General features: G+C 70.4%; 19 protein-coding genes and 1 tRNA gene. 16 read left to right on the plus strand and 4 right to left on the minus strand.

All coding sequences use genetic code 11. The features are described 5' to 3' along the window. Window positions 1–13 precede the first annotated feature (13 nt). On the minus strand, window positions 14–1249 hold the full coding sequence (locus FB473_RS00850) for a glutamyl-tRNA reductase (RefSeq protein WP_167163956.1): 1236 nt from the start codon (window positions 1247–1249) through the stop codon (window positions 14–16). Between the two features lie 65 nt (window positions 1250–1314). On the opposite strand from FB473_RS00850, the gene FB473_RS00855 reads away from it, so the two are divergent. The 16 genes from FB473_RS00855 to FB473_RS00930 all read left to right on the plus strand — a co-directional run bounded on the left by FB473_RS00855 (window position 1315) and on the right by FB473_RS00930 (window position 23039). After that, complete coding sequence (locus tag FB473_RS00855) at window positions 1315–2790, plus strand: DUF7059 domain-containing protein (RefSeq protein WP_167163958.1); 1476 nt, start codon at window positions 1315–1317, stop codon at window positions 2788–2790. Window positions 2791–3020: 230 nt separating this feature from the next. After that, window positions 3021–5720: a type I DNA topoisomerase gene (topA, locus tag FB473_RS00860; protein ID WP_167163960.1), complete on the plus strand. Its 2700-nt coding sequence runs from the start codon at window positions 3021–3023 to the stop codon at window positions 5718–5720. Window positions 5721–5729: 9 nt separating this feature from the next. Beyond that, window positions 5730–7187, plus strand: coding sequence for a hypothetical protein (locus FB473_RS00865; protein ID WP_167163961.1), 1458 nt, complete (start codon window positions 5730–5732; stop codon window positions 7185–7187). After that, window positions 7180–7875, plus strand: a complete 696-nt coding sequence (gene tmk / locus FB473_RS00870; protein ID WP_167163964.1) for a dTMP kinase — start codon at window positions 7180–7182, stop codon at window positions 7873–7875. Before FB473_RS00865 ends, tmk begins: the two co-directional genes overlap by 8 nt. Next, window positions 7872–9089, plus strand: coding sequence for a DNA polymerase III subunit delta' (locus tag FB473_RS00875; RefSeq protein WP_167163965.1), 1218 nt, complete (start codon window positions 7872–7874; stop codon window positions 9087–9089). Before tmk ends, FB473_RS00875 begins: the two co-directional genes overlap by 4 nt. 648 nt (window positions 9090–9737) lie before the next feature. Beyond that, complete coding sequence (locus FB473_RS00880; RefSeq protein ID WP_167163967.1) at window positions 9738–10670, plus strand: DUF7973 family transport facilitator; 933 nt, start codon at window positions 9738–9740, stop codon at window positions 10668–10670. A gap of 119 nt (window positions 10671–10789) precedes the next feature. Continuing rightward, entirely contained in the window at window positions 10790–11698 is a 909-nt protein-coding gene (locus FB473_RS00885; protein WP_167163969.1) for a DoxX family protein, read from the plus strand. 40 nt (window positions 11699–11738) lie between these two features. After that, entirely contained in the window at window positions 11739–13382 is a 1644-nt protein-coding gene (locus tag FB473_RS00890; RefSeq protein ID WP_167163971.1) for an alpha/beta fold hydrolase, read from the plus strand. A gap of 276 nt (window positions 13383–13658) precedes the next feature. Continuing rightward, window positions 13659–14567, plus strand: a complete 909-nt coding sequence (locus FB473_RS00895; RefSeq protein WP_167163973.1) for a serine hydrolase — start codon at window positions 13659–13661, stop codon at window positions 14565–14567. 73 nt (window positions 14568–14640) lie between these two features. Then, window positions 14641–14713: transfer RNA gene (locus FB473_RS00900), tRNA-Thr, on the plus strand. A gap of 89 nt (window positions 14714–14802) precedes the next feature. Further along, window positions 14803–16074 (plus strand): chloride channel protein, encoded by a 1272-nt coding sequence (locus FB473_RS00905; protein ID WP_167163975.1) that lies wholly within the window; start codon window positions 14803–14805, stop codon window positions 16072–16074. A gap of 90 nt (window positions 16075–16164) precedes the next feature. Continuing rightward, window positions 16165–17199, plus strand: coding sequence for a ferrochelatase (gene hemH / locus FB473_RS00910; RefSeq protein ID WP_167163977.1), 1035 nt, complete (start codon window positions 16165–16167; stop codon window positions 17197–17199). A 364-nt stretch (window positions 17200–17563) separates the two neighbouring features. Further along, a complete protein-coding gene (locus FB473_RS00915) occupies window positions 17564–18262 on the plus strand; it encodes an ATP-binding cassette domain-containing protein (protein WP_167163979.1) in 699 nt (232 codons plus the stop codon). A gap of 13 nt (window positions 18263–18275) precedes the next feature. Then, window positions 18276–21011, plus strand: a complete 2736-nt coding sequence (locus FB473_RS00920) for a YhgE/Pip domain-containing protein (protein ID WP_167163981.1) — start codon at window positions 18276–18278, stop codon at window positions 21009–21011. Between the two features lie 10 nt (window positions 21012–21021). Continuing rightward, a complete protein-coding gene (locus FB473_RS00925) occupies window positions 21022–21633 on the plus strand; it encodes a TetR/AcrR family transcriptional regulator (protein WP_167163983.1) in 612 nt (203 codons plus the stop codon). Window positions 21634–21695: 62 nt separating this feature from the next. Further along, window positions 21696–23039, plus strand: a complete 1344-nt coding sequence (locus FB473_RS00930) for an FAD-dependent oxidoreductase (protein ID WP_167163985.1) — start codon at window positions 21696–21698, stop codon at window positions 23037–23039. A 62-nt stretch (window positions 23040–23101) separates the two neighbouring features. Here the strand turns inward: FB473_RS00930 and FB473_RS00935 are convergent, their stop codons facing one another. Genes FB473_RS00935 through FB473_RS00945 form a run of 3 tightly spaced genes read right to left on the minus strand, consistent with a single transcriptional unit; the run spans window position 23102 to window position 25148 of the window. Next, window positions 23102–23683, minus strand: coding sequence for a TetR/AcrR family transcriptional regulator (locus FB473_RS00935; RefSeq protein WP_167163987.1), 582 nt, complete (start codon window positions 23681–23683; stop codon window positions 23102–23104). Further along, window positions 23680–24417, minus strand: coding sequence for an ABC transporter permease (locus FB473_RS00940; protein ID WP_167163989.1), 738 nt, complete (start codon window positions 24415–24417; stop codon window positions 23680–23682). Before FB473_RS00940 ends, FB473_RS00935 begins: the two co-directional genes overlap by 4 nt. Further along, window positions 24414–25148 carry an ABC transporter ATP-binding protein gene (locus FB473_RS00945; RefSeq protein WP_167163991.1) on the minus strand — a complete coding sequence of 245 codons (735 nt, stop codon included), beginning with the start codon at window positions 25146–25148 and terminating at the stop codon, window positions 24414–24416. The genes FB473_RS00940 and FB473_RS00945 overlap by 4 nt, the downstream gene beginning before the upstream one ends. Window positions 25149–25150: the final 2 nt, after the last annotated feature.

Below are 25150 nucleotides of genomic sequence, written 5' to 3' on the forward strand. Positions count from 1 at the left end.
TCACCGGGAATGGTCACGGGGCCTCGACCGTGATTCCGAAGAGGGTGTGCAGGGCGTGGCGGAAGTCGTCCAGCTCGCCCGTACGGGCCAGCTCTGCCGCCCGTACCGACGGCGTGTGCAGCAGCGCGTTGGAGACCCTGCGCAACGAGCGGGCGATCGCCTCGGCGGTCTCGGGGGAGTACTGCTTCGAGGCGTTCTCGATCTCCTGCTCGATGATCTGCGAGACGTGGGACCGGATCGCCGTCACCGCGGGGCTGGCGACGCGTCCCTCCTCGACATGAAGATAGGTGGCCACAGCCCTCGTGACGATGTCGTGGGCGTCGGCGACGGCGTTCGTCTGCTCGGCGGGCATCGAGGCGCCGATCCGGTCGAGGGTGACGAGGTCGACCTGCGGGACGCGTCCCAGATCGGAGGCGACGTCGATGCCTCCGCTGAGGTCGACGACCGGGAGGATCGTCGCCTCCGGGGCTCGCGTGGCCGCCACCAGGTCGGCCGTGAGGATCTCGCCCGCCTGACCGCTGCAGGCCACCACGAGGTCTGCGGCAGCGACGGCGGCGGCCAGCCCGGCGGGCTCGACAGGATGGACGGGATGGCTCTCGGCGAATCGTCCCGCCTGCCCCGTCCGGGAATGCACGGAGATACTGCCGGCGCCACGCCGAACCAGATCGGCCACCACGACGCGCGCATAGCTTCCGGTGCCGAGCACCAACGCGTTCACCTGGTCCCAGGTGCCGAGCCGGGTGCACGCCAGGTCGAGACCCACGGACGCCAGGGAACGTCCCGCGGAGCCGAGGTCGGTGTGCGAGGCGATCGCCTTCGAGGTGGTGAGCGCGTGCTGGAAGAGGCGGCGCAGCGGGGGACTCACGGTGGTCGACCCGGCGAGGGCGTCGCGCACCTGGCCGATGATCTCCACCTCTCCGACGACCATGGAGTCCAGGCCGCCGGTCACCTCGAAAAGGTGCTCCACCACGGTCTGGCCGGCGTAGACGACGAACGCGTCCGTGGCGGCCGGATCGAGCCCCGGCACCGTCTGGCGGATCGCCGCCATGATGCGATCGACCGTCGAGTGGAACCCGTCGGCGTCGACGTACAGCTCGAAGCGGTTGCAGGTGGCGAGTGCGACCACCCCACTGATCCCCGAATCGGGCTGCCGCAACTGCGACACGATCTCATCCGCGCGGCAGGCGAGAGCGGAGATCGAGTCGGACGGAACATGATGATGGCTTACGCCAGCGGCGAACAGCGACACCGCAGGAGTCTACCAAAGCGACCGCCGGTGGACCCCGGCGACTCGGGTCCTGCCACAGTGGAGGGATGACGATGATCGATCTACTGCGTGAGCGGCTCGACTCCGCCGGGTACACCGTGGACGCCGTCCTGGAGCGCATCACGGACGCCGGACAAGAGGGTTTGCTGAGGAACTCGACCACGCCCGCGCTGGTGGCCCTCGGAGATGATCGTGACCCGCTGGCCACGTTGATCCGGCTCTTCCCGCTGCACCGCGGCGTCCCGATGGCTGATGTCAGGGCCGCCCTCCCGGTGGACGAGTCGGTCGCCCTGGGGCTGCTCGCGGTCGAGGGGGACGGCCGGGCACACGCGACGGTCGACATCCGCCCCTACGGCTTCGAGACCTCCGGCGGGCCGGTCAGCCGATGGCTCGTCTCCGACCACACCCCGGGCCTCGATCACGATCGCACGCCCATGCGCCCCGACTACGTGCTGGGTGCGAGCCCCGCGTCCACGACCCTGGCGCAGCTGTCCATCCCGGACGAGGTCGCCTCGGCGCTCGATCTCGGTACGGGCTGTGGAGTCCAGAGCGTGCACCTGGCGACACACGCCTCACGGGTGACAGCCACCGACGTCAACCAGCGCGCGCTCGACCTCGCGCGGCTCACCACCGGCCTCAACGGGCTCGATGTCGACCTGCGGAAGGGAAGCTTGTACGAGCCCGTGGCCGCGGACCGGTTCGACCTCATCGTCACGAACCCTCCGTATGTGGTCAGCCCGCCCTCGACCGATGCGGGCCGTCTGATGTACCGCGAGGGCGGGTTCCGGGGCGACGACCTCGTGCGGGCGGTGGTCGAAGGTGCCCCGGCCCGCCTGAACCCCGGTGGCACCCTGCAGGTGCTGGCCAACTGGATCGTCACCGACGAGCCGTGGGAGGAGCGGCTGGCGGGGTGGGCCCCGCCCGGCTGCGACCTGTGGGTGATCGAGCGTGAGCGGCTCGATCCGTTCGCCTACATCGAGATGTGGCTCGCCGACGCCGGGCTCGCCGGCCACCCGAGCTGGGACGACCGCTATCGCGAGTGGCTCGACTACTTCGGCGAACTCGGCGTGCGCGGGATCGGGATGGGCTGGATCACCGTGGTGAACGCGGAAAGGACCGACCCGCGTGTGGTCATCGAGTCGTGGCCGCACGAGGTCGCCCAGCCGGTGGGACCGGCGCTGTCGGCTCACCGCCGGGCGACCGGGCAAGCGGCGGCCCCGGACCGCGATCTGCTGGCCGCGCGGTGGGTGCTGCGCGACGACGTCGTCCAGGAGACGTTCGGCCGACCCGGTGCGGCCGATCCCGAGTACGTCATCCTGCGCCAGGGCGCCGGGCTCAAGCGCGCCATGCGGGTCGACACCGCCTTCGGCGGGGTGATGGGCGCCTGCGACGGCACGCTTCCGCTCGGCGCGATCATCGGGGCGGTGGCCCAGCTGCTGGACGAGGATGCGGCCTCGCTGACCGGACGGGTGCTCCCGCGCATCCGCGTGGCGATCGAGGAGGGCTACCTCGACCGTTCCTGACCCGGTTGAGAGCCGGAGAATCTGACGGCGGATTCGATTTCGGGCCGGGAAAACGGCTATGTCGTCAACGAGCGTCAGATTCTCTCGTACTTTCCCCGGGAAGCGCGTCGCGAGGAACCTGGTCGGGCAGCGGCGGTGAGCGCCAGCGCCCGATCAGGCTTGACAGGGCGCTACCATTCCCACTGTCCGCACCGGACGTGTTCGCCACCTCCCACCTGAAGGACGACATCGTGCCCACTACCACCCGCCGACTGGTGATCGTCGAATCGCCGACCAAGGCGAACAGCATCGCCGGATACCTCGGCGACGGCTATGTCGTGGAGTCGAGCAGGGGACACGTGCGAGACCTGCCGACCAATGCCGCCGAGGTCCCCGCGAAGTACAAGGGGCAGTCGTGGGCCCGCACGGGCGTGAACGTCGACGACGACTTCGCGCCGCTGTACGTCGTCAGCCCCGACAAGAAGGCGACGATCCGCAGGCTGAAAGAACTGCTGGCCGACTCGGACGAGCTCTATCTGGCAACTGACGAGGACCGCGAGGGCGAGGCGATCGCCTGGCATCTGCTGCAGGAACTCAAGCCCAAGGTTCCGGTCAAGCGCATGGTCTTCCACGAGATCACCCGCGACGCGATCCGCAAGGCCGTCGAGAGCCCCCGCGATCTCGACCTCGACCTGGTCGACGCGCAGGAGACCCGGCGCATCCTCGACCGTCTCTACGGCTACGAGGTCTCGCCGGTGCTGTGGAAGAAGGTCATGCCGCGGCTGTCCGCGGGGCGTGTGCAGTCGGTGGCCACCCGGCTGGTGGTCGATCGGGAACGAGAACGGATTGCCTTCCGGTCGGCCGTCTACTGGGACCTGATCGCCACGTTGGACGCCGGTTCCGGTGCCAGCCCACGCCTGTTCGACGCGCGTCTCACCGGCCTGGACGAATGGCGCGTCGCCCGCGGTCAGGACTTCGATGCGTCGGGGCAGTTGGTCAACGACGCCTTCGTGCTGAACGAATCGGGCGCTCGTGCGCTGGCCGCCGCTCTGCCCGCGGCCGCGTTCGCGGTCGGATCGGTCGAGGCCAAGCCCTACACCCGCCGGCCGTCCGCGCCGTTCCGCACCACCACCCTCCAGCAGGAGGCAGGTCGCAAGCTCGGGTTCACCACCGACCGCACGATGCGGGTGGCCCAGGAACTCTACGAGTCGGGCTTCATCACCTATATGCGTACCGACTCGGTGGCGCTGTCCGATCAGGCCGTCGCCGCGGCACGCACCCAGGCGCGTTCGCTCTACGGGGACGAGTACGTGCCCGCCGCACCGCGCCAGTACGCGTCCAAGGTGAAGAGCGCGCAGGAGGCGCACGAGGCGATCCGCCCCGCGGGCGACACGTTCCGCACGCCGAAGCAGACCGGTCTGTCGGGCGACGGCTACCGGTTGTACGAGCTGGTGTGGCAGCGCACGCTCGCCTCGCAGATGGCGGACGCCCACGGGCAGACCATGACGGTGCGCGTGTCCGCCGAGCTGGCGCAGCGACTCACACTGTCGGACGACGTCACCTCGACGCCGGTGCGCACCGCGACGTTCACCGCCTCGGGGCGCACGATCACGTTCCCGGGTTTCATGAAGGCCTACGCCGAGGAGGTCTCCGACGACCAGGACGAGAACCAGGCGAAGCTGCCGAAGCTGGAGCCGGAGCAGGCGCTCGACCTGGCCGACACCCGGCCGGAGGACCATCGGACGAAGCCGCCGGCCCGCTACACCGAGCCTTCGCTGATCGCCAAGCTCGAGGAGATGCAGATCGGGCGACCGTCCACCTACGCCTCGATCATCCGGACGATCACCGCCCGCGACTACGTGTACAAGAAGGGCACCGCGCTGGTGCCGACGTGGCTCGCGTTCGCGGTCACCCGGCTGCTCGTCGAGCATTTCCCGCGGTTGGTCGACTACACGTTCACCGCGGAGCTGGAGGATCGGCTCGACGAGATCGCCAACGGCGATGCCAAGCGCCTGGAGGTGCTGGGCACCTTCTTCTTCGGTCCGCAGGACAATCCGCACGCCGGTCTGCAGGACATGGTGACCAACCTGGGTGACATCGACGCCAAGGGGTTGTCGACATTCCCGATCGGCGATCCGGAGGCCGGCATCAACGTGCGCGTGGGCCGCTACGGCACCTACGTGGAGGACGCACAGCAGAACCGTGCCAACGTGCCCGAGGACCTCCCGCCCGACGAGCTGACCCTGGAGAAGGCCCGCGAGCTCCTCGCCACGCCCAACGGCGAGGAACGCGAGCTCGGCACCGATCCCGCCACCGGGCACGAGATCGTGGCCCGCACGGGGCGCTACGGCCCGTACGTCACCGAGGTGCTCGCCGTCGACGAGTCGGTTCCCAAGTCGAAGCGGCCCAAGCCGCGCACGGCGTCGTTGTTCAAGACGATGACGTTGGAGACGATCACGCTGGACGACGCCCTGCGGCTGCTCGACCTGCCCCGTGTCGTGGGCGCCGACGCGGACGGTGAGGAGATCTCGGCGCACAACGGTCGCTACGGCCCCTACATCAAGCGCGGTGACGACTCGCGGACGCTGCCGGACGAGGAGTCGCTGTTCACGGTCACGCTCGACGAGGCTCTCAAGCTGCTCGCCGAGCCCCGCACCCGGGGCCGCCGGGCCGCTGCCGCGCCGCTGCGCGAACTCGGCGCCGATCCCGCGACCGGCAAACCGCTCGTCGTCAAGGACGGGCGATTCGGCCCGTACGTCACCGACGGCGAGTACAACGCCACCGTCCCGCGGTCGCAGCAGGTCGAGTCGCTCACGCTCACCGATGCCGCGGAACTGATGGCCGCCAAGCGGGCCAAGGGCCCGGCCCCCGCCAAGCGGCCCCGGAAGACGACGGGCACGTCGACGGCCAGGAAGGCGAGCACCAAGAAGGCGACGACCCGCAAGACATAGGAGTGCGACATGGCCAAACGCGCCAGGAGCTACCGCTTCGAGATGCCCTATCAGGTGGATGCCCCGGTTCTCACCGACGAGACCGTTGGCATCGACCGGGTGCTGCTGCGGGGGCAGCACGACTGCAGGACGGCGACACAGACCCTGCTCGACACGCCGGACGAGCGGCTCGGCTGGGCTGGCGTCCTGCTCGCCCACCAGGTGGCGGGGGAGACGGGGCACTGGCTGCTCAGGGCCCCGTCGTGGGAGCCCTGGCTGCCGGCCGAGCGCATCGAACCCCTCGACGAGGACGACGAGGTGCCGGACGACATCGCCGAGTTGCTGCGTCCCTTCCGTCGGAGGGCCGCGCTGGGCCCCGTGGCCGGCATCACGGTCGAACAGGCGGCGTACGGCCTCCTGGACGCCGATGGCGAGGAACTCGGCCAGGTGATCGACGATCGCATCACCGCGCGGCGTGGCGGCTTGGCCATCGCGCGGAACCGGGAGGTGACCTTCGAGCCCGGGCCCGTCATGACGGCGGCGCAGCGCACCCTGGTGGTGCAGCGGCTCACCGAGGCGGGGGGCGCAAGGGTGCCCGCCTTCCCCGAGCCCGCGGACCGGCTGGCCGGGCTCATGCGCCCGCAGGATGTGCCCGACGAGCTGCCCGAGCCGGGTTCGATCAGCCTGGAGGACTTCCTGGCGTGGTTGTTCGCGACCAGGTTGCGGCGCGTCATCCGTGCCGATCTGCGGGTCCGCGCCGGGCAGGTGGCCGACACCACGATCGTCCTCGCGGAGCTGGGGGAGCTGGCCGACGTGATCCGTGGTGTCGAGCCGCACGTCGACGTCACCTGGGCACGTGAGATCGGCTGGCGGCTCGACCGGCTCGCACGGTTGAGCGCCGAACCCCGGCCGGATGCGTTGGGCGACCTGTACTACGACGTGCTGGACGCCCTGGCGACCGGGGCGCGGGCGCCGAGGCTGCGCACCACGACCCCCGACGACGAGGGCAGGGACGGCTCCGCCCCGTCGGCCAGGGATGTCCTGCGCGCCGATGCGGTCGTCCAGGTGACACGGCTGGCACGGGCCCTCGACGCGCTGACGGAGTCGTCGCCGGAGGCGGAGTGGATCGCGGCCAAGGGGCTCGCCGACCAGTTGGTCTGCGTCCTGAGCGCGGGAGAGGCCGTGCTCGGCAAGATGAACCGCCGTGCTCGCAAGACCGGCCGGCTGGTGCGCTCGCTGGAGGCGAGCCTCAACCAGGTCGCGCAGCCCGACGACCAGGATCTCGCGTCCTGGACGCCGCAGGAGGCGTACGAGGCGGGGCGCACTTATCAACGGGGCCTCGACGAGGTGATCGGCGAACGTGCCCGGCTGATCCAGGTGTGGGCGGGCTCGCGGAGCGCGTTCCTGGAGACCTGGCCGGAGGCGCAGGAGCGGATCCTCGCAGTCGGCCCCGGGACCACGGACGCGCAGGTGGGCGAGGATGCCTGAGCCGCGTGGGCTGTTCGTCGTCTTCGAGGGCGGTGACCGGGTGGGCAAGTCCACCCAGGTGGCGGCGCTCGCGGCCGCGCTGGCCGTCTCGGGCGTCGACCATGTGGTCACGCACGAGCCGGGCGACACCGAGGTGGGACGACGGATCCGTGCCATGCTGCTCGATCCCGCGAGTCGGCTGGACGATCGCTGTGAGGCCCTGCTCTACGCCGCCGACAAGGCGCAGCACATCCATGAGGTGGTGGCCCCGGCGCTCGCGGCAGGCGGAGTGGTCGTGTGCGACCGGTACATCGACTCGATGCTGGCCTACCAAGGCGCGGGACGCGACCTCGCCGCAGACGACCTTGAGGCGATCGCCGCCTGGGCGACGCGGGGGCTGCGTCCCGACCTGACCGTGCTGCTCGACGCGGATCCCTCGAAGGCCGTGGCCCGCATCGTCGACAAGGACCGCCTCGAGGGGGCGGGGGACGAGTTCCATGCGCGCGTACGGGAGGGCTTCCTGCGGCTCGCGGCCGCGCACCCCGAGCGTTACCTCGTCTGCGAGGCCCTCACCTCCCTGAACGGGATCGCGGCGACGGTGCGCGGCGCGGTCGGCCACCTGCTGGGTCGCGAGCTGGCCGTCCCTGAGCTTCCCGAGCCGGACGGTGCCGACTGGGGCGACCAGGACGATCGGGAGGGTGGCGCATGAACGCCACCGGGACGGCCCTCGCGGGCGTGTGGGCCGACCTCGTCGGGCAGCAGCGGGCCGTCGCCGTCCTCGGCGCAGCCGCCAGGGCGGCCAGGTCGGGTGATGCGGCACGGCGCCACGCGATGACCCATGCGTGGCTGGTGACCGGCCCCCCCGGATCCGGCCGCAGCAATGCCGCCCGGGCCTTCGCCGCCGCCCTCCTGTGCGAGCGCGGCGGCTGCGGTGAGTGCCCGACCTGCAGGACGGTGCTGTCGGGCGCGCATCCCGACGTGACGATCGTCCGCACCGAGCTGCTGTCCATCGGCGTGGAGGAGGTGCGCGGTCTGGTCCTGCGTGCCGCCATGAGCCCCACCGTGGGCGATTTCCAGGTGATCGTCGTGGAGGACTCCGATCGCATCACCGACCGGGGCGCGGACGCGCTGCTGAAGTCGCTGGAGGAACCCCCGGCCCGCACGGTGTGGGTGCTGTGCGCGCCCACAGCCGACGATGTGATCGTCACGATCCGGTCGCGCACCCGGCAGGTCAACCTCCGCACCCCGACGGACGAGGACGTGACCCGGCTGCTCATCGAGCGCGACGGCGTCGACCCGGGGATGGCGATGCTCGCCGCGAGGGCGGCCCAGGGGCACGTGGGACGTGCACGGGCCCTGGCGCGGGATGAGCGGGTGCGCGACGCCCGGCACGCCGTGCTGACGGTTCCTGGACAGCTGACGAGCGTGGCCGCGTGTCTGCAGGCCGCGGAGGCGCTCGTCGGGGCGGCGTCCCAGGAGGCGAAGCGCCGTACCGGCGAGTTGGACTCCCGGGAGCTCGCCGAGCTCAAGGAGGCGCTGGGATTCGGTTCCCGGGGAGCCCGGCCCAGGCAGGCGCAGGCCGCGATCAGGGAGCTGGAGGACCAGCAGAAGATGCGGGCCAAGCGCCTGCAGCGTGACGAACTCGACCGCGTCCTGACCGAGCTCACCACCTGGTACCGCGACGTGCTGGCGGTGCAGCTCGGCGCCGTCGACGCGGCCGATCCCGCAGACTCGGCGTCCGGTGCCGGGCTCATCAATGCCGAGTTGCGCGACCGGGTGACCGCGGCTGCGCATGCGAGCACCCCGCAACGCACGATCCGGCGCGTGGACGCCATCCTCGCTGCCCGCCAGGCCCTCGAGCACAGTGTCGCGCCGCTGCTGGCGATGGAAGCACTGCTGCTCAGCCTGGCCGACCCCGACTGAGCGGCGCCGGGAGCGGGGCCCTCACAGCCCGCGGGCTCGTCTCCGCGGGCGTGACCCGGGACAGAAAAGTGCTGCCGAGGGGTAGGAATCGTGCCGGTTCGACCGAATCGTCCCCCTCGTGTGCTCGCGGGGTCCCCGTGCGGGCATGAATGTGATCGACAGGTTCACAAATCCGGCGAATGCGCGATGTGCGATGGCGCCCGATATATGCGTATTGCTACTGTCCTGCGCAGGACAGCGGTGCTTCATCGGATCAGTGCCTCATCACGGCGGCGCTATTCCGGGGGGACGTGGTCCCGTGCAGATTGCGTTTCGCGAGGAAGCGATCGGAAAGAATTCGGTTTGGGAGGGATATACCAGGGGTTCGTCGTGTCCCTTTAGCAGGTAATGTCGGTTTGACGAGCATGTTCGTGAACCATGATCCCGATTTGGGCGAGGTGTGCGAGCGACGAGGATGTCGGATCGACCGTAACGACAGGGACGCGCATTCGGCGGAATGCGTTGGACGACTCGGGCCCGGCTTCCTTTGATCGCTGTCGCATGGTGGCGGCATTCCCGTGGAAATGCGTATTCCTATTTGCGACCCCGAACGCAGGACCTTGTCCTTTGCTCAGTGCCTTTTTCGGTCTTGTTCGCTAAGGAGTTGTCGTGTCGAGCGATTTTCTACTGTATGTGGCCGCTTTCGGGGGCGGCTTCCTGGGAGCCACCTTCGGGGCGCTCTTCGCGTTCGCGTTCACAGGGATCGTGCTGCTGGCGGGCATCGTGGCCGTCATCGCCACCGGTAACGCCGCCTTTGTCACCGACGTGGCCTTCGGGCCGTTCTTCGGCCCGCACATCTCGTTCGCCGGGGGAGTGGGGGCCTCGGCGTTCGCCGGCAGCCGGGGCTGGTTGCAGAACGGACGCGACATCGCGACCCCGCTGGTCAGCCTGGCCAAGCCGATCGTGCTCGTGGTCGGTGGTCTCTTCGGCGTCGCGGGGCTCGTCATCAGCCAACTCGTCACGCTGATCCCCTGGCTCGGCGCCAACACCGACCTACCCGGCATCACGGTCGTGATCTCCGGGGTGGCCGCGCGCCTGATCTTCGGCAAGAGCGGGATCATCGGCAAGCACAGCGAGGGGCTGACCGGTGTGGCCCGGTTCCGGCCCACGCAGGAGCACAACTGGGTGCGCTACCAGGAATCGTGGCCGAACGCCGCCGTGCTCGGCGTCGGGTGCAGCGCCATCTCGGCTTGGGCGGCGATCGCGTTGTCGGCCGCCTACCCCGATGCCGCCTCCACCGTGGTTCTGCTCGGTTTCGCGGTCTCGGCCACGTCGCTGGCGTTCCTCACCCTCGGGGCCGCGATCCCGGTCACCCACCACATCACGCTGATCGCGGCGATCGCTGCGTTCCACTTCCAGGCCGTCACGGGCAACGATGTCGCAGCGGTGCTGATCGGCATCGGGTTCGGCACCCTGTCCGCGCTCGTGGGCGAGGCGTTCTCCCGTCTCTGGCTGATCCGGGGCGACACCCACATCGATCCTCCGGCCAGCGCCATCTGGCCGATGACCACCCTGGTGCTGGGGGTCGCCGCCCTGTTCTGATCGGACACGATCCCGGCGCGGTCGGGACGTCCCCGCGTGTCAGTGCGGCGAATGACCACCTGTCTGCCTCAAGATTGATACGACGTATCAGGCCCGTACGAGGACAGCGAGGGACGGTTGTGAGCAGCGTCATCAGGGATGTGAGGGGCGGGACAACGGACGAACCGGGCGCGCCCTCCAGCGTGACGCCGACGACGCCGGGACCCGCCCGGGGCTACTCCGGTGCGAGTCCCGCGGTGCCGCGAGATCCGCGTCTGCTGGCGGCCGAGAAGGCCGAATACGAGGCACGTGCGGCTGCGGACGAGGCTGCGGCCGCCAAGGCCGCCGCGGACGACGCCGTGGCACGCGCTGCCGCCGCGAAGGCCGCCGCCGACAAGTCGAAGGCCGAGTTGGAGGCCGCCCGTGAGGAGGCCCGGGCGAAGGCCCGCGCCGCGGCGCTCCAGGTCCGCATGGAACAGGAGCAGCAGCTCAGCGAGGCCGAGGCGGTCCGGGCGCAGGCCCGTGCCGTCCGCGACCAGCGCCTGGGCACCGTCCACACCGTCGCCACCGAGGTGGAACCCGAGGTGGTCACGGTCGTGCGGCGCAGCACCGACAAGTTCGCCGGGGCCTTCGGCCTCTTCCTGCTGCGTCTGCTGCTGGCCGCCTTCATCGGGATCGTCGGATGGCAGACGATGGTCGATCGTCCCGCGGTGTCCGATGCCCTGGTCACGGTCGGTCTGCCGGAGTCCGTCGTCGACCGGCTCGGCCCGGTGGTCGGGGTGGGGCTCATCGTCGTGGCCGTGTTCCTGCTCGTCGGGTTGGGGACGCGCATCGTCGCGGGCCTCGTCCTGATCGCCACGGCCGTGTTCCTCGCGTTCTTCCGCTTCGGGCCGTTCAGCCCGTTCATCGAGGGTCAGTTCGGTTTCTACGGTGATCGGGAACTGTTCATCGCGATCATCGCCCTGCTCTTCGTCCTCGTCGGGGCCGGCGGCTGGAGCCTGGACGCCCGCATCCGGCACAGCCGCGAGGCGGGCCGGGAGGAGGAGTGACCTCCCCGGCCGGTCGGTCGGCCGCGATACCGTCGATGGGGTGAGCCCTGTGACTCGGGCGGGCCGCGTGCTCGTCGTGGCGGTCCTTTCCTGCGCCCTGCTGTCGTCGTGTCTTGCTCCGCCGATCGGGACGTGGCCCTTCGGTGGGGACGACTCCTCGACCGCGTCGCCCACCTCCGCGACGACGATCGGTGACCAGGTGCCCACCGAGTTGCCGGTTCCCGAGAACGTGTACTCGGGGCTCGACTCGCCGGATCGTCAGATAGAGGAGTCGGACGCGACACCCCCGGGTTTCGTCGACCCACCCGAGGGGGAGGGCCTCGCCCGGTACTACTCGCAGGAACTCGTCTGGAAGCCGTGCGGCGACTACCTGTGCACCACGTTCTCGGCCCCCCTCGACTGGACGGATCCCGACGGGCAGGCCATCACGATCGCGATGAAGAAGGCGCCGGCGACGGCCTCCGAGCGGCTCGGCGTTCTGCTGATCAACCCCGGCGGGCCGGGAGCCTCGGCCCAGGACTACGTCGGCAGCTTCACCGCCACGGGGCTGGAGGGTTATGACATCATCGGCCTCGACTCGCGCGGTTCGGGCGAGTCGACCCCGGTGGTGTGTGGGACGCCCGAGCAGACCGACGCCTACTACGGCGTGGACGCCACACCCGACGACCAGGCGGAGCGCGATGCTCTGGTGGCCGCACAGGAGGCGTTCAACGACCAGTGCAGGCAGAACTCGGGGACGCTGCTCGACCACATCAGCACGATCGAGACGATCTACGACTACGACCTGGCCAGGTACCTCATGGGCGAGGAGAAGCTGAACTTCTACGGCGTGAGCTACGGGACGTTCCTCGGGGCCGTCTACGCGGAGTTGTTCCCGCACAACGTGGGACGCATGGTGCTCGACTCGGCGGTGAACCTCACTCCCGACGACGACGTCATCCAGGCGGAAGGGTTCGACCTCAGCCTGCGCGCGTTCGCGGCGTGGTCGGCCGCGAACGACGGCAGCCTCGGCACCACCGAGCAGGAGGTCGTCGACACGATCACCGGCTTCATCGACGGGCTGGACGCGTCTCCGCTGCCCGGGGACGGCGAGCGGCAACTCACCCAGAGCCTCGCGGTGACCGGCATCGTCCTCTACTTCTATTACGGCTCCGAGGCGTACAGCGCCCTGGATGATCTGATCGCGTACACGATCAGCAGCGGCGACGGCCAGTACCTGCTGGAGGCCGCGGACCTGCTGAACGACCGCTCGTCGGACGGCAGCTACGGCGACCTCACCTATTCGTTCCCGGCGATCCGGTGCGCGGACGAGGCCGACAAGGGGGTGCAGGACGCCTTCGACCAGTGGACCGGCCACGACTCGCAGGTGGCGCCCATCTTCGGCGAGCGCTTCGGGCCTGATCTGGTGTGCCCGCTGTGGACGGCCGAGCCCGCCGCGCAGATCGATTTCAGCGGCGCCGGTGCGCCGCCGTTGCTGGTCATCCAGAACACCGGCGATTCGGCGACGCCGTTCCACCAGGCCGAGATCATGGCCGACGAGCTCGAATCGGCGACGCTCGTCGTCCGTGAGGCCGCCGGGCACGGCGCCTACGGATCGGGCAGCGCGTGCATGGACTCGATCGTGGTCGACTACTTCACCGACGGAACCGTCCCCGACGAGGGAACGCGCTGCACCGACGGGTAGCCCGTCGAAGGGTCCCTGAGCTTGTCGAAGGGTCGTGAGCCTGTCGAAGGGCCGTGGAACTTGAGCAACGATCCCTGAGCCTGTCGAAGGTCCCTGAGCTTGTCGAAGGGTCGTGGGCCTGTCGAAGGGTCGTGGAACTGCCGTCCGGCGCCGGGCTTCGACAGGCTCAACCGGCGTTGCCCACATTGATCAGCGGTTCCCTGACGACCAGGGCACAGCATCACCGAACGATACGCACAGTTTCGGCACAGCTGGGACGCGTAGCGTCCCGGACTCGTGGGCAGACGAGGAATCTATCGCAAGCGCCGTCTCCTGGTGGCGACGGTGCTGGTCCTGCTGAGCCTCATTCCCGCATGGCTGGTGCTCAACCAGGCGGAGGAGCAGGTGGGATCACGCCTGTCCGCGGGACTCGGATCCTCCAAACCGTCGGTCACCCCCACGGTGAACGCCGCCTCGATGGCGGCCGATCAGGCCTCCGACGAGTTGGAGGCCGGGATCCTCGATCTGCTGGCCGGCTACCAGGGCACCTACTCGGTCACCGTCCGTGAGCTCACGGAGTGGGGGGTCGACGTCTCCATCGACGGGGACGAACAGAAGGAGCCCGCGAGCACCATCAAGCTGTTCATCGCCTGGGCCGTGCTGCAACTGTACGACGAGGGCGAGGTCTCCCTGAACGAGTCGGTCGGCTACGGCCAGACCGTGTCGAGCTGCATGGCCGACATGATCGAGCAGTCCGACAACGACTGCTCGGTGTACCTGCGCGAGCTCGTCGGTGACGAACGCATCAACGCCATGTGGCAGGCCGCCGGGTACACGGGAACCGAGGTGCTGCTGGACGCGGACGACGAGTACGTGGGCAAGGTGACCACGACCGACGATCAGGCGCTGCTCCTGGAGCGGCTGGAGGCCGGGACCGCGCTGTCGGCCGACTCGACCGAGCTGCTCCTCGACCACATGCGCGACCAGGTCTGGCGCGAGCGGATCCCGGCGGGTCTGCCGGACGAGGCGGAGGTCGCGGACAAGCCGGGATGGTTGGAGACCGAGACCGGCTGGACGGAGAGCGACGCCGCCATCGTCTGGGGCACCGGCACGGTGTACGTGCTGACAGTGCTCGGCTCGGACGATGCCCTGGAGAGCGAGATCGCCGACCTGTCGGCGTACGTCTACGCGTCCTTGAACCAGTGAGGGATCACCGGTTTTCCTGAGCGGGGTGTGATCGGTATAGTTTGCGTGGTTGCCCCGGGACGAGGGGCGACGCGCCACCTTAGCTCAGTCGGTAGAGCGACGCTCTCGTAAAGCGTAGGTCGCGAGTTCGATTCTCGCAGGTGGCTCCGTGGGGGGATGCCGATAGACTCGCAGCGGTCTCGAATCTTCTTGTTCGCACATCGGCCCGTACGACCGACCTGACGAGGAACGCATTGTGGTTGCTGCTGGTGGGTCGGGTGAGCACCGGGCGCTGCGGTTCGCGATCGGGGTGGTCGCGGCCGGGGCGTCGGCCGGGCTGGTGAGCCTCGCGCTGTCACACCTGCTGCGTCTCGTGGAACGTGTGGCCTGGGGCTCTGCCGCCACGGTGTCCCTGTTGGCGGGGGTCGAGACCGCGTCCCCCGGAATGCGGGTGCTCGTCCTGCTCGGTGCCGGGGTGATCGGCGCTGCCGCGTGGTTCGCCCTCTACCGGTGGGCCCGGCCCATCGTCCCGCTCGCGCGCGCCGTCGCGGGTGAGCGGATGTCCGTGCTCACCACCACGATCCATGCCGGTGTGCAGGTCGTGCTCGTCGGGCTCGGCGCATCCATCGGACGGGAGGCGGCCCCGCGGGAGCTGTCCGGCGCTCTCGCCTCGTGGATCGGGCGGCAGCTCCGGCTGCCTGCCACCGACGTTCGCCTGCTCCTCGGCTGCGGTGCCGGTGCGGGGCTCGCGGCCATCTACTCCGTGCCGGTCTCCGGCGTCCTGTTCGCGCTGGAGATCCTGCTGGTCGAGATCACCATCCGCTCGGCGGTCTGCGCCACTGCGGTCACGGGGATCGCGGTGCTCATCGCCCAGGGCCCGCGCGGGGGAGCCCCGTTCTACGACGTGTCGCCCCTCGACGGCTCGGCCTCGCTCGTCGTGTGGTCGCTGCCCGCCGGGCTGGTCATCGGGCTCGTGGCGGGCGTGTTCGCCGTGCTCGCCGCGCGCTTCGAGTCGTCGCGTCCCCGCGACTGGCGCCTGTTCGTCGCCATGCCCCTCGTCTTCGCCGGGGTCGGGGCGGTGTCGGTCGCGTGGCCGGAGGTGCTCGGCAACGGTCAGTCCGTGGCCCAGGCCGCGTTCGACGGACGCGCGGTCGCGCCGATCCTGGTGCTGGCGGGGTTGAAGGCCGTGACCACGCTCGCCACGATCCGCGCCGGTACCTGGGGTGGCACCCTCAACCCGAGCATCGCCATCGGGGCCGGCATCGGTGCAGGCCTCGGCCTGGCGTGGTCGAGCCTGTGGCCGGGGTCGGGTGCGGCCGCCTTCGCCTTCGTGGGTGCGGCCGCGTTCCTCGCCACCACCCAGCGCGCTCCGGCCACGTCGGTGATGCTGGTCGTCGAGCTCACCCACCAGGGTGGCACCGTGCTCGTCCCGACACTGATCGCGGTCGCCGGGGCGGTGGCGACGGGCGAACTCGTCCGCCGCCTGGCCCTCCGGCGGGGGTACGGCGCCGGGACCCAGGATCCGTGACGAGGACGGACGCTGCTTCGTGCCTGGGACCGGGTCCAGCGTTCGGGCGATCCGTCGACACCCGCGACAGCGCCGGATAGTGTCGAACGAGTGACGGAACAGCACAACCCGGCAAACGCGGTCGTCCTTGTGAACCTGGGCACCCCCGATGAGCCGACGCCGGGGGCGGTGCGCACGTTCCTTCGCGAGTTCCTGTCCGACCACCGTGTGGTCGAGACCCCGCGGCTGGTGTGGTACCCGATTCTGGAGGGCATCATCCTGCGGGTGCGGCCGCAGCGCTCCGCTCGCAAGTACGCGTCCATCTGGCGCCCGGAGGGTTCGCCCCTGATGTACTGGTCGCAGCGGCAGCGCGACAAGCTGGCGGCGGCGCTCGACGGCCGGGCCGAGGTGCATGTCGCGATGCGCTACGGCAGCCCGTCGGTCGGCGACGTCCTCACGAGGCTCCACGGTTCCGGTGTGCGGCGGGTGCTGGTCGTCCCGATGTATCCGCAGTACTCGGCGAGTTGCGCCGGCACGGTGTTCGACGAGGTGGCCCGCTGGATGCTCGGTTCGCGCGACCAGCACGAGGTGCGCGTGTCGCGGGCCTTTCCCCGCTCGCCCGCCTACATAGAGGCCCTCGCCACCGCGCTCGAGCGCTCGTGGGAGACCACGGGGCGTCCCGACTTCGCCTCCGGCGACAAGCTGGTCACCAGCTTCCATTCCATCCCTGTCGCCATGCACGAGGCCGGTGATCCCTACCGCGCCGAGTGCGAGACCACCGTGGCGCTGCTGCGCGAACGGCTGGGGCTCGGCGCCGATGACGTCTGCCTGCGGTTCCAGTCGGTGTTCGGACGCGCCGAATGGCTGGGGCCGAAGACGATCGACACGATGGACGAGCTCGCGCGCTCCGGCACCCGCCGGGTGGACGTGATCTGCCCGGGCTTCATGGCCGACTGTCTCGAGACACTGGAGGAGATCGACATCCTCAACCGGGCCACGTTCCTGGAGGCGGGTGGATCGGAGTTCCACTACGTCCCGTGGGGCAACGATTCCCCGGGCTGCGTGGCAACCCTGATCGAGCAGGTCAGCCGCGGGCTGGCCGGCTGGGCCGACTGGGCGACCCCAGCCGGCCCAGCCGGGTCCTGACCGCCGGCGCCGACTCGTCCTCCGGTCGTTCTCGCACGCGCCGCGCTCGCGCATGCGGCCCGCGTGCGCGTCCTTCCTGTCCTCGGGTGGGCCGCATCGCGCGCCGCACACGGGTTTCTTGGTCGTTCACGCGGCCCGCGTGACCTTGGCGCGGGCGCCGTGATCTCCCGCGGGTGTCATACGGCCCGCGGGAAAACCGGGCGCCCGCGTGAGATACGGGGCGTCCGCGTGAACGGCGTGAACCGCGTGCCCGGCCTCTCGGCATCCGTGGAAATCCTCTCCGAAAAAAACTTGTACTGACCGGTCAGTATGACTACCCTGGAGCGCGGTCAACACCCGATCCGGAGCAGGAGGCATGCCGTCCATGGCAGAGCGGACCCCAGCAGTCGTCGCCCAGGAGCTGTCGAAGACGGGCCAGCGAGGCAGGGTCTACGGACCCGTGAACCTCGACATGGACGCGGGCAGCCTCACCGTCGTCACCGGCCGGGCCGGCAGCGGCAAGACCTCGCTGCTGCTCACACTGGTCGGGCGCATGCGCCCGGACCGGGGGAGCCGGCTCACCGTGCTGGGCCGCGACCTGCCGCGTCGCGCCCTGGGAGTGCAGCACCGCAGCTCGATCGTCGGTGTCGCCGGGCTCGACGATCTGGACGGCGAGACCACCGTGGGCGCCAGCCTGCGGGAACGCCAGGCCTGGCTCGCCCCCTGGTACCGCATCGTCCCGCGATCGGACGACGCCGCCGTGGCGCGGGCATGCGCGCCCGTCTTCGGCGATCTCCCGGTGCCCACCGCGCGTACGGTCGTCCACGATCTCGACGAGGCCAGTGACCTGTTGTGGCGTATCGCGCTCGCGATGCTGTCGGGCCCCGAGCTGATCGCGGTCGACGACGTCGATCAGCTGCACGACCTGGATTCGCGGGCCCTGGTCTGGGAACGCCTGCGGGCGCTCACGGCCGGCGGGGTCACGGTCGTCGCCGCGACCAGCGGGTTCTCCGACCTGCGCCACATGGGGTGGGACGAGCTCCCCGCGCGCATCCAACTTCCCGAACCAGCCCCCGCTTTCTGAATCGAGCAACCGAATGTTCGCCTGGACCTCGCACGGAACCGAGCTCAAGCGCTTCTTCCGCCAGCCCATCACCCGAGCCGCCGTCGCGGTGATGCTGCTGATCCCCCTGCTGTACGGCGCGATGTACGTCTGGGCCTTCTGGGATCCGACCGACAAGCTGGACGAGCTTCCGGTGGCCCTCGTCAACAAGGACGTCCCCGCGACACTCGACGACGGCACCCGGCTCGACGCCGGGGACCAGACCGCCGAGCAACTCCTCGACCAGCGGCCGCTCGGCTGGGACGAGGTGGACGAGCAGACCGCGCTGGACGGCGTCCGCGACGGCACGTACTACTTCGCGGTGGTCATCCCGGAGGACTACTCGGCCGGTATCGCCTCCCTGGAGGGCGACGACCCCCACCCCGCGCAGATCGACGTCACCTACAACGACGCGAACTCGTTCCTGGCCTCCACCCTCGGCCATTCGGCCATGGTGCAGGTGCAGCTCGCCGTCGACGAGGTGAGCGGCCCGGAGGCGGTCAGCAAGCTGCTCATCGGCCTCGGCGACGCGCGCGACGGCTTGGGTCAGGCCTCCGACGGGGCATTCCTGCTCGCCGACGGCCTGGCGGACGCCCAGGACGGCACCGACCAGCTCCAGGTCGGCGCGGACGAACTCGCCGCCGGGGCGCAGGCCCTGGCATCCGGCACCGGAGACCTCGCGTCCGGAACCGGGGAGCTCGCGTCCCGGACCGCTGCGTTGCCGGACGCCGCCGACCAGCTCGCGATCGGCGCCCAGCAGCTCAACGCGGGTCTGGACGAGCTCCTGGGCACCACACCCAGCCTCACCAGTGGCGTCTCGGACCTGTCGGCGGGCGCCCAGACGCTCGCCGACGGCACGGGAACCCTTGCCGACGGCCAGGACGCCTACGTCACGGGCGTCTCGACCGCCGCCCAGGGAGCCCAGCAGCTCTCGGACGGGACGCAGAACCTGACCGCCCTGCAGCAGGGCCTCGCCCAGGCGGCGGATGCCTCCACCGGGGCCCCGGCGCTGGCCTCCGGGGCTGCGCAGGTGCAGGCCGGCATCGGGCAGCTCAACCAGGCGGTCGCCTCCGGCGGCGCCCTCTACAGCGGCGTCCACGGCGGAACCGGGCTGGTCGCGTCCAGCCAGGCGCTGACGAGCGGTGCGCAGCAACTGGCCGCGGCGCAGCCCCAGATCGACCAGCTCGCGGCGGGGACGGCGAGCGTGCCGACCAGCCTGCAGCAGATCAACGCGGCCACGACCGCCGCGCAGGCCGCCCTGCAGGCCGGTGACACGGCCACCGCTGCGGCCCTGCTGAGCCAGGTGCAGGCGGACACCGGCTCCGAGGCCCAGGCGCAGGCCGGTGAGCTCGCGACCGGAGCGGCGACGCTCCAGGCACAGTACGGGGCACTCAGCAGCGGGGCGACCGCGTACGCCACGGGGGCCACCGGCTTCGCGTCCGGCGCCAGCAGCTGGGTCGACGGGGCATCGGCTGCCACATCGGGCGACGGTGCCCTGGCCGCCGGCGCCGCCCAGGTGGCCCAGGGCGCCACGCGGCTGTCGTCCGGCATCACCGAGATGAGTACGAAGGCATCCGACCCCGAGACGGGCATACCCGCCCTGCAGAGCGGTGCCGCCCAACTGGCGACCGCGTTCACCGACCCCGACCCGAACTCGGGGATCGTGGCCGGGGCGCAGGCCGTCCAGGCGGGGGTGCACGCCGTCGACGACGGTGCGGACGCGCTTCGCGACGGTGCCGCACAGCTCGAATCGGGCAGCTCCGGTCTCGCGGCCGGTGTCCAGCAGCTCGACGACGGTGCCGGTCAGCTCGCCGACGGCACCAGCCAGTTGGACGAGCAGGTCCCCGACCTCGTGTCGGGCATCCAGCAGGTCGACTCCGGCGCCCAGCAGGTGGACCAGGGGGCGGGCGAACTCGCCGACGGCTCCGGGACACTGGCCGGAAGCCTCCCCGACCTGTCGTCCGGGCTCGATCAGGCCGCCGACGGCGCGTCCACGCTCGCCGGAGAGCTCCAGAGCGGACAGGAACAGATCCCGGAGACGGTGACGCAGTCCACCGACGAGCGGAGCTCGGCCGTGGCCGAGCCCGTAGGCCTGAGCGAGACCCACATCTGGCAGGCCGAGTCGTGGGGCGAGGGATTCGCGCCGTTCTTCATCTCGCTCGCGCTGTGGGTCGGGTCGCTGATCACCTGGCTGCTGCTGCGACCGCTGTCGTCGCGCGCGCTGATGACCTCGGTCAACGGGTTCCGCATGGCCTGGGGTCAGTTGAACGCCGCGCTCGCGCTGGGTGTCGGCCAGGTGCTCATCATGCTGTCGGTGATGCATTTCGCCGTCGGCCTGGACCCGAAGGACGTCCCCGCGACGGTGGGGCTCGCCCTGTTGACCGTCTTCGCGTTCATGGCACTGCAGCAGTTCCTTCAGGTGACGCTCGGCACCGCCGCGGGCAAGGTGGTCATCATCACCGTCCTGATGCTGCAGTTGGCCTCGTCCGGAGGCACCTATCCGATCGAGGTGGAACCCGGGTTCCTGCAGGCCATCAGCCCCTACATGCCGATGACCTACGCGGTGGAGGGGCTGCGCGAGACCATCACCGGCGGGGTGGACGGCCGGGCGTTCACCGGAGTCGTCGTGCTGGCCAGCGTCTTCGCGTTGTCCCTGCTCGGGTCGTCCCTCGTGGCCGCGTATAAGCGCACGTGGACGATGAGCCGTCTGCATCCGGCCCTGTCGCTGTAGGGTGAACGCCATGATCGCCCAGCAGCCCTCGCCGGTCGACGGCAGGTCCGCGCGCCGCGTCGACACGCGGGCCGCGATCCTGGCGGCCGCGACGAGACTGTTCGCCGCGAACGGCATCAGCGCGACCTCTCTCGACGACGTCGCCGCAGCAGCGGGCATCGCCAAGGGGAGCATCTTCTACAACTTCGGTTCCAAGCACGGGCTGGTGAGCGAGCTCATCGACGACTACGCGAACCGTCTGGAGAACGCCCTGAACGAGGCCACGGTCGGCTTGACCGGGTCCGCGGCGCTCCGCGCGGTCGTCGCCACGCTGCTGCGCAGCCTCGAGGAGCACACCGACGCCGCTCGTGTGCTCCTGTCGGAGATGTTCCGCACCGATCGCACCTGGCTGGCCGGCATCGAGCGATGGCGGCAGGTCGGTCTGCGAACGATGCTGGACGCGATGCTGGACGCCGACCCCGAGGCCGATCGGGCGTCCACCTCGCTGAGGGCCGCCGCCATGATCGGTGCCACTCTGGTCGCCGGGTTGAACTGGCTCGTCTTCAACCCTGAACTGGACTACGAGCGTGTGCTCGACGCGGTCGAGCAGACCCTCGGCCTCGGCGAGCCGGGCGACCGGTAGCTCCGCACCCGCCGACCCACCCCGCCTGCCGGCAGGCAGAGGGGATCGGTAGATTGTTCGACGTGTTGGATTGTGTCGTTGTGGGAGCGGGCCTCGCCGGCCTGTCGGCGGCGCTCGAGCTTGTGGGGCGCGGCAAGCAGGTCGTCGTCCTCGAAGCCCGGGAGAGGGTCGGCGGGCGCGTCGAGAGCGTTCTGCACGACGACCAGGTGATCGAGTTGGGCGGCCAATGGCTCAGCCCGGGGAACGACGCGATGCTCGATCTCGTCCAGCAGGCGGGGCTCGAGCTCACCGGCCCTGCCGACGGCGTCCTGCTGATCCGGTCGCAAGGAACCGTCTACCGTAGCGAACAGGCCCCCGACAGGGGGCCGTCGTTGTCCCCGTTCGAGATGGCCGACCTCGGTCAGGGTGTGTTGCGGTTTCGGCGGCTCGCCGATCGCGTGGTCAACGACGGCGCCTGGGCGCTGGCCAACGGCGTCTGGCTGGCGCAGCCGCTCATCCGGTGGGTCAAGGCCAATCTGCGGACGCCCGCGGCCCAGGAGGCGTTCGGCTCGGTGCTGCGCGCCGCGCAGGGCGACGGCATCGAGCATCCCACGCTCTCGCAGGCACTGGCCATGAACACGAACGGCACCGATCTGGAGTCCCTCTTCGCGGTCAGCGGCGGTCTGCAACAGCGCCGCGTCGTGGGAGGCCTCGCACAGGTCGGCGCGTACATGGCGGCCCAGTTGGGTGAGTCCCTCAGGCTCGGGACCGTCGTCACGCGTATCGAGCACGACGAGCACAGCGTCGTCGTCCACACCGCGGGTGGGGACGCGTTCCCGGCTCGCGCCGTGCTGGTGGCGCTGCCGCCGTGGCTCGGGCAGCGCCTGGAATACGACCCGCCCCTCCCGTCGTGGCGCGAGGACGTCGTCCGCCGCACCTCCCCGGGCAACGTGATCAAGGCGATGGTCATCTACTCGGAGCCCTGGTGGCGGGCCTCCGGGCTCAGCGGCCAGATGAGCGCGGACGAGGGGCATGTCCGCGTCACCTTCGACGTCTCCGACCCGGACGGCCCCGGCGTTCTCACCGGCTTCTTCGAGGGCATCGAGGCCGTCACCCTCAGCAAACGCACGTCGACCCTGCGGGAGCGTGCGTTCGTCGACGATCTCGCGGCCGTGTTCGGGGACGATGCCCATCGTCCCCACGTGTACATCGACCGTGATTGGGCCGCGGAGGAGTTCAGCCGCGGCTGCCACGGGGCGCACTTCTCCCCGGGGGTCTGGAGCGTCAACGGGCAGCTGCTGGCCGAGCCGCAGGGACTCGTCCATTTCGCCGGTGCCGAGTACGCGGCACGGTTCAACGGCTACCTCGAGGGCGCGGTGCGGTCGGGCCGCGACGAGGCCAGGGCCATCCTGCGCGAGCTCGCCTGAGGCTCAGCCCGGAGCGGTGACCCCGGGCCGCGTCTCGGAGCCGCGCCGTTGCTCCGACGGCCTCAGAGGTTCCCGTCGATCACCCGCTGCAGCAGCGGCGCCCACCTGCGGATGACGGTCTCTCGTGGCAGCGAGGCGATGGGTTCCATGCGGAAGAGGTAGCGGGTCACGAACAGGCCGCTCATCGTCGTCTCCACCATGGCCACCCGCACCTGGCGCTCCGGAGCGGGCAGATCGCCGAGCACGCGGTCGGAGGCTTGCGAGACCGAGGTGCTGATGACGGCCGCGAATGCCTGGAACACACGCGGATTGCGCTGTGCCGCCGCGACCAGGCTAGCCCCCGCGACCGACTCCCATATCGGCAGCGCGACCCGCAGGATGCGCTCTCCCAGGTCTCGACGGCCGGCGGAGACGATGCGGGCCACCAGTGCCCGCGGGTCGAGTGCGATGCGCGTGGTCTGCAGGAACAGCGAGGTCTTGTCGCCGAAGTAGTGCCGGACGAGCGCCGGATCGACTCCCGCCTCGCGCGCGATCGCGCGCACGGACGCGCCGTCGAAGCCGTGCTCGGCGAAGTGGCGCTGCGCCACGTCGAGGATGGCCGACCGGGTGTCCGGACCGCCGGGCCGGCGTCCGCGCGGGCTCATGGCGTTCGCCTGCGCAGGGTGGCGGACGCGATGGCGAGCAGCGCCACGACGCACCCGGCGACGATCCCGAGGTCGCGCCAGTAACGGGTGGTGGGCTCGGCCGAGCCCAGCACCTCCGTCATGGCCTCGACGCCGTAGGTCATCGGCATCAGGTCGGACAGGACCCGTAGCCAGTCGGCCATCTGGTCGCGTGACACGAACAAGCCGCACAGCAGCAGCTGCGGCACCGCCAGCACCGGGAAGAGCTGGACCGCCTGGAACTCGCTGCGCGACACGGCGGAGGCCAGCAGGCCGAAGGCGACACCCAACTGGGCGGAGACCACCGCGGTCAGGAGCACCGCCCAGACCGGTCCGGCGACCTGCATGTCGAGCACCTGGTAGACGAAGACCGCCGCCACCGCGGCGAGGACGGTCGCGAGCAGGCCGAAGGCGATCGCGTACCCGAACAGGATGTCGGCCTTGCGGATCGGGGTGGTCATCAGCCGCTCCAGGGTGCCGGAGGTGCGCTCGCGGACGGTCGCCACCGCGGTGAGCAGGAACATGACCACGATGGGGAAGACCACCAGCATCACGGCCTCGATGAACGAGACCACCGGCTCGCGCTCGTCGAACAGGTAGTGCAGGAGGGTGACGACCACGAGCGGGATCACGGTCACGATGGCCATCGTCCGGGGATCGTGCCGCATCTGGCCGAGGATCCGCCCCACGGTGGCGAACAGGGTGCGCGGGTTCATGCCCCGGCCCCCGCCGTCTGGTCGGCCTCGATGAGGGCGAGGAAAGCGGCGTCGAAGTCCTCGCACCCGGTGGCGGCGAGGATACCGGCAGGGGTGTCCTGGGCGACGAGACGGCCCTCGCGGAGCAGCAGCAGTTCGTCACAGCGGGCAGCCTCGTCCATCACGTGGGACGACACCAGGATCGTCGTCCCGGCGGCGGCCCTGGCCCGGAAATCCGTCCACAGTTCCCGGCGCAGCACCGGGTCCTGTCCCACGGTGGGCTCGTCCAGGACGAGCATCTCGGGATCCCCGACCAGCGCGCACGCGAGCGAGACCCGCGACAACTGCCCACCCGACAGGGTGCCGGTCAGCTGCCGGGCGTGGGCGGCGAGCCCGACCTGGTCGATCACCTCGTCGGTGCGAGAGCGGGGGGCGCCGACCAGGCGTGCGAAGTAGGTGACGTTCTCGCGCACCGAGATGTCCTTGTACACCGACGCGGCCTGGGTCATGTAGGCGACACGATGCCGCAGGGACGCCGACCCGGCCGGTTCTCCCAGCACGGTGATGCGTCCCCCGGAGGTCCGCTGCACGCCGACGACGGCCCGCATGAGGGTGGTCTTCCCCGACCCGGACGGGCCGAGCAGCCCGGTGACGCGTCCGGGTGGCACCGAACACGTCAGTTCGGGCAGGACGATCCGGTCGCCCCGCACCACCCGCAGGTGGTCAACGCTGATCGCTGGTATGGAGTCCATAC

Origin of the sequence: Brooklawnia cerclae (assembly GCF_011758645.1) — a bacterium.
Classification (GTDB): domain Bacteria; phylum Actinomycetota; class Actinomycetes; order Propionibacteriales; family Propionibacteriaceae; genus Brooklawnia; species Brooklawnia cerclae.